The sequence below is a fragment of the Effusibacillus consociatus genome (genome assembly GCF_042652925.1).
GTDB lineage: Bacteria > Bacillota > Bacilli > Tumebacillales > Effusibacillaceae > Effusibacillus > Effusibacillus consociatus.
This window is the reverse complement of sequence record NZ_JBHSHC010000093.1, coordinates 1-13,611: the sequence shown is the minus strand read 5'-3', so window position 1 is coordinate 13,611 and position 13,611 is coordinate 1. Positions and strand designations below refer to the sequence as shown.

Here is a 13,611-nt window from a genome sequence, read left to right as displayed (position 1 = left end):
AAAAAAAGACTGCAGGCGGTTCAGCTTAGCAGTCCAATCGCAATTCATCCAGGATCCGGAGGACTTCTTCCCTTGTTTTTACCTGTTTCAATTTCCCGACTACTTGTTGTGAATGTTGACGGGACAATTCCGAAATGCTCTTTTTGAGCGACAGTACCCGGTTCGGATTGACGGACAGTTCATTGACCCCGAGTCCAATCCAGAATGACAGCATTCGTTCGTCACCGGCAAGTTCCCCGCAAACACCCACCCAGACTCCTTTTTGACTTGCGGATGCAACCACATCCCGAATTAATTTCAAAACGGCAGGGTGAAACGGATCATACAATTCTTTGACTCTATCGTTCTGACGATCCACCGCCAAGGTATACTGTGTCAAATCATTGGTCCCGATGCTGACAAACTCAAGATCATCCAAAAAGAAATCAATCAAAATAGCCGCGGCCGGCGTCTCCACCATGATGCCCAGCGGGACTCTGCCCGTTCCTACTTCGCTTTGCACTTCTTCGCAAATGTTTTTAATGCTTCGCCATTCCTCAACCGAATGTATCATCGGGAACATGATCTTCACAGGTCCGTACTTGGAGGCTCGGTATAAAGCCCGAAGTTGGCTCCGAAACTTGTCCACTTGATCAAAAAGAACCCGAATTCCGCGATATCCCAGAAACGGATTTTGCTCCTCGATCAGATAATAAGGAAGGGGCTTGTCCCCTCCAATGTCCAATACCCGGAAGATCACCGGCCGCCCGTTCATTTCCTCCAGAATGCCCCGGTACGCTTCAAACTGTTCCTCTTCCTCGGGCCAATGGTCAAAACTCATAAATAAGACTTCAGTTCGAAACAAACCGATTTCGTCCGCTCCAAATTTTCGAGCCCGCTTGGTGTCCGCTAATCCGCCGATATTCGCCCCGATTGAGATCGCAAAATCGTCCTTCGTGACAGCCGGCTTGTCTTTCCAGACGAGCAGTTCCCTTTCATGTTCCTTTTGACGTTCAAGTTCGTTTTGATAATGAGCAATTACAGCCTTCTCAGCATTTACGATAACGAGTCCGCGGGTTCCGTCCACAATCAAAAAATCGCCCGGTTGAACAGCGTGAACCTGCTCTGCCAATCCGGATACCACTGGAATTCCGAGTGATCTCGCGACGATGGAACCATGGCTGGTTTCGTTCCCCTTCGCCGTTACGATGCCAAGAATGTGTGAAACCTTCGGCTCACCTGCTATGGAAGCAGGAATTTCGTCCATCACCAGAACACTGTCAGCATCCAAATGGTAATTGAAGAAATGAGCCCCCCCATCAAGCGCTATGAGGAGTCTGTCCCGGACATCAATCAGATCGATAGCCCGTCCCCGCATATAGGGGTCTTCCATCGCAGAGAATTCTTGAATCCAGCGCTGCATGACGTCCCAGACCATTGCCTCCGCGTTGTATCCCCATTTTTTTATGCCGTCCAGTACCTCTTCCATCACGATCGGATCTTCCAGCAGCAGCTCCTGGGCGGATAAGATCTCTACCTCTTGTGCCGAAAGGCGGGTAACGGCGGTTTCGATTAAATCACTCATCGCTTTCTTTGCGGTTTGAATCGCATGTCGAAACCGATGGCTTTCCGCGTATCGGTCCGACACCACATATCGGTTCACATTGTACTCCGGCTGAACCACAACGGCAGTCCCCATGGCGATTCCATCCGAGATCGGCAGACCCTTCAGTTCTCTCCCCTCCGGATTCCGCTTCAGGATAACCGAATACAAAACGTCACCTGCCCCGGGTTCAATCCGCTCTACCAGCTCCATGTTCGTTACAAGCACCGGAGTCAACAGAGAATGAGTTGTTCCGACTTTTTCCCAGTCAAAGCGGATCAGTTCCTGTCCAATTGTCACCGTGTCTCCTACATTCACGAACGAAGTGAACCCTTCGCCCTCGAGCTCAACGGTGTCGATTCCGATATGAATCATAATGTCCAACCCGTGCGAAGTCCGTATCGCAATTGCATGGAAGGACGGAAATAACACCACGATCTCACCGTCTACCGGTGATCGTACGATTCCGTTTTCCGCTTGTATCGCCAATCCGTCTCCCAATAGCTTTGCGGAAAATACCGGATCCGGAATTTGTTCAACCGGGACAGTCGATCCTTGCACAGGTCTGTAAACAGGCACTATATTTTGTTCAAGCATATGTGAAATTCCTCCTAAGCAGAACCACAGGGGGCTGCCCCTCAAGTAGTTTTACCTACTTTGGGCCAGCCCCCTTTCAGTCATTTATGAAATCCGTTATAGAGTCTTTAAAGCATCCCGCGATGCTTCCAATGTTCTGTCGATATCATCATCCGTGTGGACTAAGGAAGTGAAACCCGCCTCCAACTGGGAAGGTGCCAGATACACTCCCCGCTTGAGCATTTCCCGGAAATATTTTCCGTAACGTTCCAGATCGGATGTCTTCGCTGTAGTATAATCGACAACCTGCGTATCGGTGAAAAAGCAGCCAAACATGCCTCCGACATAAGTAGCGTAAGACGGAATCCCAAGTTCTGCGGTGGCTTCTTTGAACCCTTCCGCGATTCGCTTCGACTTGGCCGTTAATTCTTCATACACGCCGGGGCGTCCGAGCAGTTTTAAAGTGGTGTACCCGGCGATCATGGCCAGCGGATTTCCCGACAGGGTGCCCGCTTGATAAATGGGTCCCGCAGGAGCAATCATTTCCATAATTTCTTTCTTGCCGCCATAAGCCCCTACCGGCAGCCCGCCCCCGATCACTTTCCCCAACGTGGTCAGATCGGGTTCAATGTCGTAGAAGGCCTGAGCTCCACCGTACGCAACGCGGAATCCGGTCATCACTTCGTCAAAGATCAAAAGTGCACCGTATTCGCGGGTAATACGACGAACTTCCTGCAGGTAACCCCGCTGCGGAAGCACGCACCCCATATTCCCGGGAACAGGCTCAATAATGACGGCTGCGATATCTTCGCCGAATTTCTCGAACGCCAGCTTTAGAGATTCGACATCATTAAACGGAACGGTCAATGTGTTTGCCGCTACCGAGTCGGGTACTCCGGGAGAATCCGGCAGCCCCAGTGTTGCGACCCCCGATCCGGCTTTAATCAGCAAGCTGTCCGCATGGCCATGGTAACACCCTTCAAATTTAATGATTTTGCTGCGTTTGGTGTACCCTCTAGCAAGACGCAGGGCACTCATTGTGGCTTCCGTTCCGGAGTTTACCATGCGAACAATTTCAACTGAGGGAACAATCTCCGTCACCAGCTTGGCCATCTCGGTTTCAAGCAAGGTCGGCGCCCCGAAAGAAGTCCCTTTTTTGGCAGATTCAATGATAGCATCTGTCACTGCAGGATGGGCGTGACCAAGAATCAAAGGCCCCCAGGACAACACGTAGTCAATATATTCATTCCCGTCAATATCAAACATGCGGCAACCTTGCCCGCGTTCAATGAACACCGGATCGGTTCCTACCGCCCGAAACGCTCGAACAGGAGAGTTAACCCCGCCTGGAATCAGGTTTTTTGCTTCGGCAAATGCAGCATGTGATTTCTCGTATCCTTTGTGCATCGCGGTTACCCCCGTAGCCATTCTGCGGCTTCTTTCGCATGATAGGTGATGATCAGATCCGATCCCGCGCGCTTCAAGCCCGTGAGCAACTCCAACACGATGCGCTGTTCATCCACCCAGCCGTTTTGTGCAGCCGCTTTAATCATCGAATATTCGCCCGATACGTTATACGATATGATCGGCAGATCGAAGTTGTCCCTCAACTGACGGATAATGTCCATATAAGCCATCGCCGGCTTCACCATGAGAAAATCCGCCCCTTCCTCGACGTCGGCCACCGCTTCTCTCAGTGCCTCGCGAGCATTGGCGGGATCCATCTGATAAGTCTTGCGATCCCCAAAGGCGGGCGCAGAATGAGCCGCATCACGGAAAGGTCCGTAAAACGATGATGCATACTTAACTGAATACGACATAATCGGAATATCCAAAAATCCTGCCTGATCCAATCCGGCCCGAATCGCTGCAATCCGCCCATCCATCATATCCGAAGGGGCAATGATATCGGCACCCGCCTGCGCGTGTGAAATTGCAGTTTTTGCAAGAAGTTCCAGAGTCGGGTCGTTCAGGATTTGTCCCTCACGCACAATTCCGCAATGTCCATGCGGATTGTACGCACACAGGCAAACGTCCGTGATGACAGTCAAATCGGGATTTTCTTCTTTGACCGCCCGTACAGCTTGCTGGACGATTCCTTCTTGAGCATAAGCCTCCGAGCTGAGATCGTCCTTCTCTGCAGGCACTCCGAATAGCAGCACAGACCTGATCCCCGCTTCCGAGACTTCCTGGATTTCCCGGCGCAGCCTGTCAATCGAAAAATGATACACGCCCGGCATCGAACCGATCTCCTCTTTCACGCCCTTTCCATGGGCAGCAAAAAGCGGATAGATAAAATCCTGCACATTCAACTCTGTCTCCCGGACCATCGAACGAACACCTGCAGTCCGGCGCAATCTCCTCAGACGCTGAAAATCTTTTGGCAGTTGCATAAACAACGCACCCTTCTTAAATAAAATTCTTTTTGTTTCGATGAGCAATCAATGCTTCAACCAACCCGGCTATCGTGTGGATATCGGCTGTCACATCCACCCGAAGGCCTAATTTTTCGGCCGTTTCGGTGGTAATCGGACCAATGGAGGCGATTGTCACGCCGTCAAGAAGAGTATTGAGATCCTCCCCTTCCATTGCCTTCACGAAATTTTTCACCGTTGAAGAACTGGTAAATGTGATCATATGTACATCGCCGTCCCGGAGCACCTGTTTGGCTTCGGCTGCATTTTCGGAGACTGGGACGTTCTCATAAACATCGATCTCCGTCACTTCACAGCCAATTTGTCGGAGGGCATCAGGCAGTGCTTTCCTTGCGATGTCCGCTCTTGGCAAAAGCACCTTTTGTCCGGGCCGGATCCGGGTTTCCAACTCTTTGAACAAGGATTCCCCGACAAACTGTTTCGGGATCAGATCCGCGAACAACCCTCTGGCCCGTAAAGCTTCCTCTGTGGTTGTGCCAACGACTGCAAGCTTGCCGTGAATTCGACGGACATCAATGCCTGTTTCCCGCATTCGATTAAAGAAAAATTCAACTCCATTGACGGACGTAAACACAATCCAATCATACGTTTCAAGTTGATGAAGCGCGGAATCGACCGGACCCCAATCCTGCGGGGGAGCCAATCGAATGACAGGGAACTCGTATGCTTCTCCGCCAAACTCCTCAATCAACTGAGATAATTCGCTTGCTTGAGACCGGGTGCGGGTAATCATCACCCGTTTCCCAAAAAGCGGCTTTTTCTCAGCCCAGGCAATTTTCTCTCTTAAGTGAACCACATCTCCAACGACAATGACAGCCGGATTGCGAAAATTTGCCGCTTCCACTTTGTTCACAATATCGGCAAGTGTCCCGGTGAGCGTTTCCTGCTCCGCCCAAGTTCCCCACCGGATCAAAGCTATTGGTGTATCGGCCGGTCGCCCGTTGCGGATCAAATTCTCTACAATGGAAGCCAATCTTCCTACTCCCATCAAAAAAACAGTGGTATCCGCAGCGACCGCCACGCGTGCCCAATCAATGCCTGATGTCCCCTTTTCGGGGTCCTCGTGACCGGTAATCACTGCAAATGAGGTGGCAACCCCCCGGCTCGTTACGGGAATCCCCGCATAAATCGGAACGCTGATCGCGGACGTGATCCCGGGGACAACCTCATATTCAATTCCGTGTTCCGCCAGTGCAGCCATTTCTTCGCCCACTCGTCCGAAAACGCTGGGATCTCCGCCTTTTAACCGCACGACCGTCATCCCCGCCTTGGCCTTTTCCACCAGAAGCCGGTTGATCTCCTCTTGCGGGAGAGTATGTTTGTCAGGGGTCTTCCCCGAATAGATCCGTTCCGCTGTTGGCGGGGCATACGAAAGCAGCCGCGGCGAACAAAGCCGGTCATACAGAATCACGTCCGCTTTTTTCAGCATGTTCATGCCCTTGACGGTAATCAAATTCGGATCGCCCGGGCCTGCCCCAACCAGATATACAATGCCGGAAGCCATTAGGATTTCAACTCCTCGCGGACATCAGCCAGAATCTTACGGGCGCCTTTTTCAAGCAGTTTCTCGGCCATTAACAAACCGAGCTCCTCCGGATTGTCTCCTTCCGCAAAATCTTTCAGCAGTGTTTCGCCATCAGGAGTTCCGACAATTCCCCGAAGAGACACCGTCTGGTCATGATACTCTGCGTATCCGCCAATCGGCACCTGGCATCCGCCGTTCAGTTTGCCCAGAAAAGCCCGCTCCGCCCTCACTTCCAGGCGAGTCGCTTGATGTTCCAACGCCGCCAATAAATCGATCATGTCTTCGTCGTCAGCCCGGCATTGGATGGCAAGCGCACCCTGTCCGACAGCCGGAATGCAGATGTCAACCGATAACCTCTCCGTTGCGCGATTCAGCCACCCCATCCGGGAAAGACCTGCGGCCGCAAGGATAATCGCATCGAGACCTTCCTCTTCCAGCTTTCGCAACCGTGTGTCGATATTTCCGCGCAGCGGCAGAATCTCGAGGTCAGGTCGGGCAGCCTTTAATTGGGCGGCCCGGCGCAAAGAACTGGTTCCGACTTTCGCACCTTTCGGAAGCTCGGAAAACGTGCGGCCATCCCGGCTGATCAACACATCCCGGGGATCTTCACGCTCAGGAACTGCAGCAATAATCAGCCCTTCCGGCATTTCAGCGGGCATATCCTTCATGCTGTGCACGGCGAAATCGACCGTTTTATCGAGCAGTGCCTGCTCAATCTCTTTCACAAACAATCCTTTGCCGCCCACCTTGGACAATGTGACTTCAAGAATGCGATCGCCTTTGGTTACAATTTTCTCCGTTTCGATATTTAAGCCCGGATAGATGGACTCAAGCTGGGAGCATACCCAATTCGTTTGTGTAAGCGCTAAAGAACTCTGTCGAGTTCCGACTTTAATATGCCTCATGAATTTCTCCGCCCCTCTATGATGACTCGGATCGTCCGGTCTGCTTCCGCCTCGTTTCCCGAACGAAGCAATTCCCGTACGTTTGACTGGACAATCTCCCTGATAATCTCCGCACGTACTGCCTCATCTTCGATTGTTTTCATCAGCATGTTCCGAATCGAGCTTACTTTATGCAGATACAGTTCGTACTCTGTGTCAAAATAGTTCTCAAGCTCCTCACGAACAGCGCGGGCAACAGCAGGTCCCGTTCCCGAAGTGGAAATCGCCACCTGTAAAGGGCCTCGCCGGACTACCGCGGGAAAAATCGTATTTCCTCTAGTGGAAGCATGCACGGAGTTGACCAATCGTCCATCCGCCTCCGCTTCTTGGACAACCAATCGGTTAACCTCGGGAGAATTGGTGGCCGCAACTGTCAAAAAGGCCCCTTTTGTATCCCCTGATTGGAAGGATCGCTCCACATATTCAATTCGTCCTTCCGATACAAGTTCAGCCAATGCAGGTGTCAGGGTGGGGGAAACGATTCGCACCCTCGCCTCACAAAGCAGCAAAGATTGGACCTTGCGCTCCGCAACTTTTCCTCCCCCAATCACCACACACAACCGTTTGGACAAATCCAGGAATGCACCGAAAAATTGTTTATCCATGCAGGCCCCCGATTATTTCCAATTGTGGAACTCGGAGAAAAAGTTCCCGACAATCAAATAATTGATCACTACAGCCATGAACGCGGTGATGTTGATCCATGCCAATCTTCTCCCAAGCCACCCGGCCGACACTCTGAGGTACAGATAGATCCCGTAGATCACCAAAAGAGCAACCGAAACGACAGGCTTCGGATCCAATATCAACACCTGATCAAATCGGGCATTATACCAGATTGCCCCAAGAATCATCGCAACCAACAGCATCGGGAACCCGAATACGATCAACCGGTAAGAAAATTGTTCCAGTTGATCAAGCGACGGCAATCTCCGGAACAGATCATTCCATCTCTTCTCTTTGAGAAGCTTCTCCTGAATCAGATACATGATGGAGAAGATCGTTGCCAGAAGAAAACAGGCATAGCTCAAAAATGCCATGGTGACATGCAGCACCAACAGATTTCCCTGCAGCGAGGCGGACAACGAGGTGGCTCCCTTATCCGTAAAAGTGACAAAAGCTACCACCGCAAAGCCGACCACGTTCGTAAAAAACGTAAAGAGATCGATTCTGTAAAAGAAATTGATGACCAGTGAGAACGTAATTAAGATCCACGAAAAGAAAATCATGGTTTCAAACGTTGTCAGTACTGGAACATAATTCAATTCCAGCATCCGTAAAACGAAGAATACCGATTGAATCACCCAAACCGCGGATAACAGAACAAACGCCGCGCGATTTACTTTACGGTTCGGTTGTACAAAGTCCACGAAATACAGCAGTACCGCGACCGCGTAAATAAATGTCATAACATCATACAGAAGGACACTTCCCTGCATCATATGCCCCCCCTTATTGTGACAGGCCGCCGATCAATTGACTATCGACGGAAGCCTTCCTGGTAGTGGTCTTATAATTTGCACTCGGACCCGCAGAAGAACCGGTTGTCTGCAGTTTCGGCTGCTTGTCTCCTTCCGGTTGGGGAGTTGGCTGGTTTTTTGGAGTTTCAGCAGCTGCTTCGAGTCCAAAAATCCTCGAGAAAGCTTTCAAATAAAGTTCAGCCTCCGGCTCAACCGCCATTTCTTTGATCTGGATAATCGGGTCATGAAGCAGCTGGTTAATCATGGTCATTGTGTGTTTTTCAAGCTGATAGAGATCCCGTTCCGTCAGATGCGGCAGCTTGTTTTTCAAGCTTTCCATCACCGACTGCTGGATGGCCCCCGCTTTCTTCTGGACCGCCTGAATGAGCGGAATGGCTGCCCGCTCCGTCTGCCATTGCTTGAAAGCAACAAGCTCCTGTTCCAGCAGGACGCTGATTTTTTCCGCTTCTTTCTTGCGTTCCGCCAGATTGGCCGCAATTACGCCTTCCAAATCATCAATGTCGTAGAGGAACACATTGTCCAGCTTGTTAATGGCAGGATCCAAGTCGCGCGGAACAGCAATATCAATCAAAAACAACGGTCGAAAACGGCGCTGCTTCATGACTCCTGCTACCTGGTTTTTGGTGACGACGTACCCTTCGGCACCGGTCGAAGAAATCACAATATCCGCCTCTTTCAAGGCGAGGTCAATCGACTTAAGCTCCAGAGCATGTCCTTCGAACTTCTCTGCCAGTTCCTTGGCCCTGTCAAAAGTTCGATTCACTACCAGCACGCGGCGAGCTCCGGAAGAATACAGATGTTTCGCCGTCAACTCGCTCATTTTTCCCGCCCCGATGATAAGAACGGTTTTATTGTTGAGTTCTTCGAAAATTTTCTTAGCCAATTCAACGGCAGCATAAGAAACAGACACCGCGTGACGGCCAATCTCGGTCTCGGAATGGGCAAGTTTTGCAAGAGTGACCGCCCGTTTGAACAAGTTGTTAAACGTCGATCCCGTAACGCCCAACTCCTGTGCGTGAAGGAAGGCATCCCGCACCTGGCCGAGAATTTGCGTTTCACCAAGCACCATTGAATCCAAACCGCACGTTACGCGGAACAAGTGACGTACAGCCTGATCGTCAATGTAAATATATAGATACGGCAAAAACACCTCACGGTTGATCCCTGAGGCGTCGGCCAAATAGTCGATAATCTCTTCCCGTCCAAACTCCACTGTATTGGTTACCGCATAAACCTCAGTCCGATTGCATGTCGATACGATCACCGATTCCGCCAGATGACAAGACTCGGTAAGCTGGTGGAGCGCGTTGATCAACACTTGATCGGATACACTGAACCGTTCACGGATTTCCACAGGGGCAGTCCGGTAGTTAAGGCCAACTACGAGGATATTCATCTATCCCCCTCCGTTCAAAACAAAACAATTGAATCCATGCACTTCAACTTTCGACCTATTATAACACTAATACACCCAAAATCGAAATACGAGTATACAAGTTTGATCTGTCAACTTTATGACGTCCCCGTTGTGTCCCTTGGATTTCACCTTTTTTGGGCGAATGCATAGGATGGATATCATGCAAAAGGAGGTCAAGGACTCGTGAAATGGAAAACAATCGGAAGCCTCTTGCTTACAGGAGCGCTGCTGCTGGCTTCTGTCGGCTGCGGAGCGGAACCGGCGGCTGAAAAAACGAAAATTCGCCTGTCGGAGGTGATTCGCTCCGTGTTCTATGCGCCGCAGTATGTGGCGATTGAAAAAGGGTTCTTCAAAGAACAAGGTTTGGAAGTGGAATTGACCACCGCCTGGGGCGGGGACAAAGTCATGACCGCCATCTTGTCCAATCAGGCGGATGTGGGCTTGGTAGGAGCTGAAACCACCGTCTTTGTGCATCAGCAGGGTTCACCGGAACCGGTCGTGAATTTCGCGCAACTTACCCAACGGGACGGCACCTTCCTGGTGGCACGGCAAAAAATCGAGAATTTCGATTGGTCGATGACCAAAGGAAAATCGATCGTCGGCTCCCGCAACGGTTCAATGCCGGAGATGGTAAGTGAATTCGTTCAGCGCAAAAACGGTGTCAATCCCAAAGCAGACAATCAAATCATTCAAAACATCTCATTTGACAACCAAACGGCCGCGTTTGCGTCCGGAACGGGCGACTTTTACCAAGCGTTTGAACCGGCTGCCTCGATTCTTGAGAAGCAGGGCAAAGGATATCCGGTAATCTCCTTGGGGAAGGACAGCGGAAAACTCCCTTACACCGTATTTTTGGCAAAAGACAGCTTCATTAAAGCCAACCCGAACACGATCCAGAAGTTCACAAACGCGATCCAGAAAGCGCAAAATTGGGTCCACAACGCAACGCCGCAAGAAGTCGCTGACGTCATCGCCCCCTACTTCCCGCAGGTTGAAAAAGACATTCTGGTCAGTGTCGCGGACCGCTACAAAAAAGCGGACGTCTGGGCAAAAGACCCGATTATCGACCAGGAAGAATGGGAAAACATGCACACCGTGATGCGGCAGGCAGGCGAACTGAAAACCCCCGGTCCTTACGACAAGCTTGTGAACACTTCGTTTGCCGAGAAGGCGAAGCAGGTGAAGTGATGATTGTTCCGTATATATAAATAACCCGCCGAGTGCGGGCTTTTCTCCATCGTGTAGTGTAAAACCCTCTGCAAAGATGTGACAGAGGGTTAATTCTTCTCGAAATTATTCTTACTTTAAAATGCTCCAATTGTCAATATTTTTGTCAAATGAGATATTAACTGTAACAACGTCGCCATTACCTTCATTCCGAGCGAAGACAATCTGTCCTTTTGTAAGATCCGGATTTATCAAGATAACAGGAACAGTGTCTCCAGATTGACGGAACAAGTTCATCGCTTCTTCCTGAACTTTTATAAAAGAAGTAGCAGCTTTAAGTGAATATTTAGCACGAATCTGATCCTCAATCAAACTGCTTTGAATATAGGAGGTGTAAGTCCAATTGGTTCCCGACTTGTCCGTCAGAGTTGCCAAATTATTAAGCTTACTCTCATTGACATCAATCCCTACCGCTTTCAGAGCCTTCACATGAAAAGATTTTGTTTCTTTACCGATTTCAGCGTCTTTTTGAGACTCACCTTTATACTTTCCAAATGTCTTGTCGGCTTCCTCCCATGATTTCGGCTCGTTATGGTTAAACAGTTCGTAGTTTGACCCGGAAGCGAATGTTGCAGAAATCAATGTAGTCCCGATTAAAGAACCGGCTATCAATAGTTTCTTATTCATTTTAAATACCACCTCAAATTTACTTAGATTAGATTGTATCTTAGACTGTAAGAAGTTTTTTAATACGCGTATTTCGAAGCATAAGATGATCGTCTATCCTCGGTACCATCTTTCCCATATGCTACATGAACGGATTTTCCCTCATAAAGTACACCTCCCAATACATTAATTGCCCTGTTCTCCGCGTAGGCATAAGTTGCACCTGTACTGGAAGCGCTTTTCTGCCAAACTCCACCCTTATATAGCTCCGTGTATGTCTTCACGTAACTCAAATCTGTACCAGAGGCTTCGGTTTGTCCATATTCAAGCACCGCGCCACTATCAATAATTACTACGGTTTCGTATCTTGTGATCCCGTAACCGGCAGGAGCTGCATAACTGGATTGAATACCAGCTGCCAATATCCCACCAATAATCAAGGTGGTAGTTAATGCTTTTTTCATCATTCTAATCTCTCCCTAAAAAGTATTTTTCACATCAATTAACCGATAGACTAAATTTACTAGTTTCTGCTGAATAACGACTACGAAAAAACATTCAGATCCACCTGAAATTTCTTTCAGGTTGTCTATGGTTCATCTCAGGGATAGAAATAGCTTCAACTTCTTCTTCAAAAAACCGAAGTATAAATCCTCCTTTACCCTTCTTATAAGCAAGTAATATTTTGGGATCATTGGGGTTACATTCGAGCTTTTCCCTTAATTTTCGAAATATAATGATAGAGATTACTAAAACTGACTTCGTATTCTCCTGTCCAAACCAAATCCAAAAGCTCTTTTGCAGTAATAGGGGTTCCCACCCGTTAACGCAACGCCGCAAGAAGTGGCTGACGTCATCGTCCCCTACTTCCCGCAGGTTGAAAAAGACATTCTGGTCAGTGTCGCGGACCGCTACAAAAAAGCGGACGTCTGGGCAAAAGACCCGATTATCGACCAGGAAGAATGGGAAAACATGCACACCGTGATGTGGCAGGCAGGCGAACTGAAAACCCTCGATCCTTACGACAAGCTTGTGAACACTTCGTTTGCCGAGAAGGCGAAGCAGGTGAAGTGAGGATTCGCTCCGACAAATCGTATAAGCCCGCCGAGTGCGGGCTTATAAACTTTCACAATATCCATTAATTTTTAGAGTTGTTCATTGCAAAAGTTCTTTAGGCTAAATACAAAAATACTAAAACCAAAGAAGACTAGCAATACAATTCGCACTTAATAATCTTCGCCCCTTTTATCTATAAGAGAAAGCCTTTAGAGCCACTCCAGTTGTAGCATCGACAACTACATTCAATTCACTATGTTTGCCTTTAGGCGATTCTGTTTGCTTTTTAGGACCGCTTTGTTCAATTTCAACACCTTTAAAAGTGACAATATAAACAGGTAACCTGTCAATTCCTTTTGTTTTCAGACTAGGGTTCTTCTGAATTGCCTCTTCCGAGAACAGTTGGAAAGACTTATTAGTCAGCATATGATACTCTACCTTAACTTGTTTTGCACCTACAACTAAACCACCAAATGTTGCTTTTGCACTTTCTATTGCTGCATCTTCATCAATGGGTGCTGGAGATACTGATAATTCCAGCTTCATATCCATTTCTTCCAATTTGGTTAAATTTTGTTCCGTCTTAACTCCTGCGTTAACTGTGGTATCAACCATTGTCACTCCTAAAACTGTTGCTAATAATCCTAACGTTGAAATTCCGATCACCATTGTTTTCTTCATGTTCCTACCTCCCTTGTATAGTAAGAGCAGCTGCCAATTTGGTTCACATAAAACCAGGCTGGAGTTGCTCTTTTAAATTTT

General features: G+C 48.9%; 13 protein-coding genes. 2 read left to right on the top strand and 11 right to left on the bottom strand.

Annotated elements, in window-relative coordinates; translation table 11 throughout:
- Positions 1-25: 25 nt before the first annotated feature.
- From ptsP to hemA, 8 genes are all read right to left on the bottom strand, one after another.
- A complete protein-coding gene (gene ptsP, locus ACFO8Q_RS10910) occupies positions 26-2,179 on the bottom strand; it encodes a phosphoenolpyruvate--protein phosphotransferase (protein WP_380025805.1) in 2,154 nt (717 codons plus the stop codon).
- Between the two features lie 96 nt (positions 2,180-2,275).
- On the bottom strand, positions 2,276-3,565 hold the full coding sequence (gene hemL, locus ACFO8Q_RS10905) for a glutamate-1-semialdehyde 2,1-aminomutase (protein WP_380025804.1): 1,290 nt from the start codon (positions 3,563-3,565) through the stop codon (positions 2,276-2,278).
- 5 nt (positions 3,566-3,570) lie between these two features.
- Positions 3,571-4,551 carry a porphobilinogen synthase gene (gene hemB / locus ACFO8Q_RS10900; protein ID WP_380025803.1) on the bottom strand — a complete coding sequence of 327 codons (981 nt, stop codon included), beginning with the start codon at positions 4,549-4,551 and terminating at the stop codon, positions 3,571-3,573.
- 16 nt (positions 4,552-4,567) lie between these two features.
- Positions 4,568-6,097, bottom strand: coding sequence for a uroporphyrinogen-III C-methyltransferase (cobA, locus tag ACFO8Q_RS10895; RefSeq protein ID WP_380025802.1), 1,530 nt, complete (start codon positions 6,095-6,097; stop codon positions 4,568-4,570).
- Entirely contained in the window at positions 6,097-7,023 is a 927-nt protein-coding gene (gene hemC / locus ACFO8Q_RS10890) for a hydroxymethylbilane synthase (RefSeq protein WP_380025801.1), read from the bottom strand. The genes cobA and hemC overlap by 1 nt, the downstream gene beginning before the upstream one ends.
- Positions 7,020-7,667, bottom strand: a complete 648-nt coding sequence (locus tag ACFO8Q_RS10885; protein WP_380025800.1) for a precorrin-2 dehydrogenase/sirohydrochlorin ferrochelatase family protein — start codon at positions 7,665-7,667, stop codon at positions 7,020-7,022. Before ACFO8Q_RS10885 ends, hemC begins: the two co-directional genes overlap by 4 nt.
- A 12-nt stretch (positions 7,668-7,679) precedes the next feature.
- Entirely contained in the window at positions 7,680-8,501 is an 822-nt protein-coding gene (locus ACFO8Q_RS10880) for a cytochrome C assembly family protein (RefSeq protein ID WP_380025799.1), read from the bottom strand.
- Between the two features lie 13 nt (positions 8,502-8,514).
- Positions 8,515-9,939 carry a glutamyl-tRNA reductase gene (gene hemA, locus ACFO8Q_RS10875; RefSeq protein ID WP_380025798.1) on the bottom strand — a complete coding sequence of 475 codons (1,425 nt, stop codon included), beginning with the start codon at positions 9,937-9,939 and terminating at the stop codon, positions 8,515-8,517.
- Positions 9,940-10,143: 204 nt separating this feature from the next.
- Between hemA and ACFO8Q_RS10870 the strand changes: the two genes are divergently transcribed.
- The gene (locus ACFO8Q_RS10870; protein ID WP_380025797.1) at positions 10,144-11,148 is read left to right on the top strand and encodes an ABC transporter substrate-binding protein; all 1,005 of its coding nucleotides are present in this window, start codon (positions 10,144-10,146) and stop codon (positions 11,146-11,148) included.
- A gap of 111 nt (positions 11,149-11,259) precedes the next feature.
- On the opposite strand, the gene ACFO8Q_RS10865 is transcribed toward ACFO8Q_RS10870, so the two are convergent.
- The gene (locus ACFO8Q_RS10865; protein ID WP_380025796.1) at positions 11,260-11,814 is read right to left on the bottom strand and encodes a hypothetical protein; all 555 of its coding nucleotides are present in this window, start codon (positions 11,812-11,814) and stop codon (positions 11,260-11,262) included.
- A 59-nt stretch (positions 11,815-11,873) separates the two neighbouring features.
- Entirely contained in the window at positions 11,874-12,260 is a 387-nt protein-coding gene (locus ACFO8Q_RS10860; protein WP_380025795.1) for a hypothetical protein, read from the bottom strand.
- Positions 12,261-12,636: 376 nt separating this feature from the next.
- Between ACFO8Q_RS10860 and ACFO8Q_RS10855 the strand changes: the two genes are divergently transcribed.
- Entirely contained in the window at positions 12,637-12,867 is a 231-nt protein-coding gene (locus ACFO8Q_RS10855; protein WP_380025794.1) for a hypothetical protein, read from the top strand.
- Between the two features lie 171 nt (positions 12,868-13,038).
- Here ACFO8Q_RS10855 and ACFO8Q_RS10850 read toward each other — a convergent pair whose 3' ends face one another.
- Complete coding sequence (locus ACFO8Q_RS10850) at positions 13,039-13,530, bottom strand: hypothetical protein (protein ID WP_380025793.1); 492 nt, start codon at positions 13,528-13,530, stop codon at positions 13,039-13,041.
- Positions 13,531-13,611 lie beyond the last annotated feature (81 nt).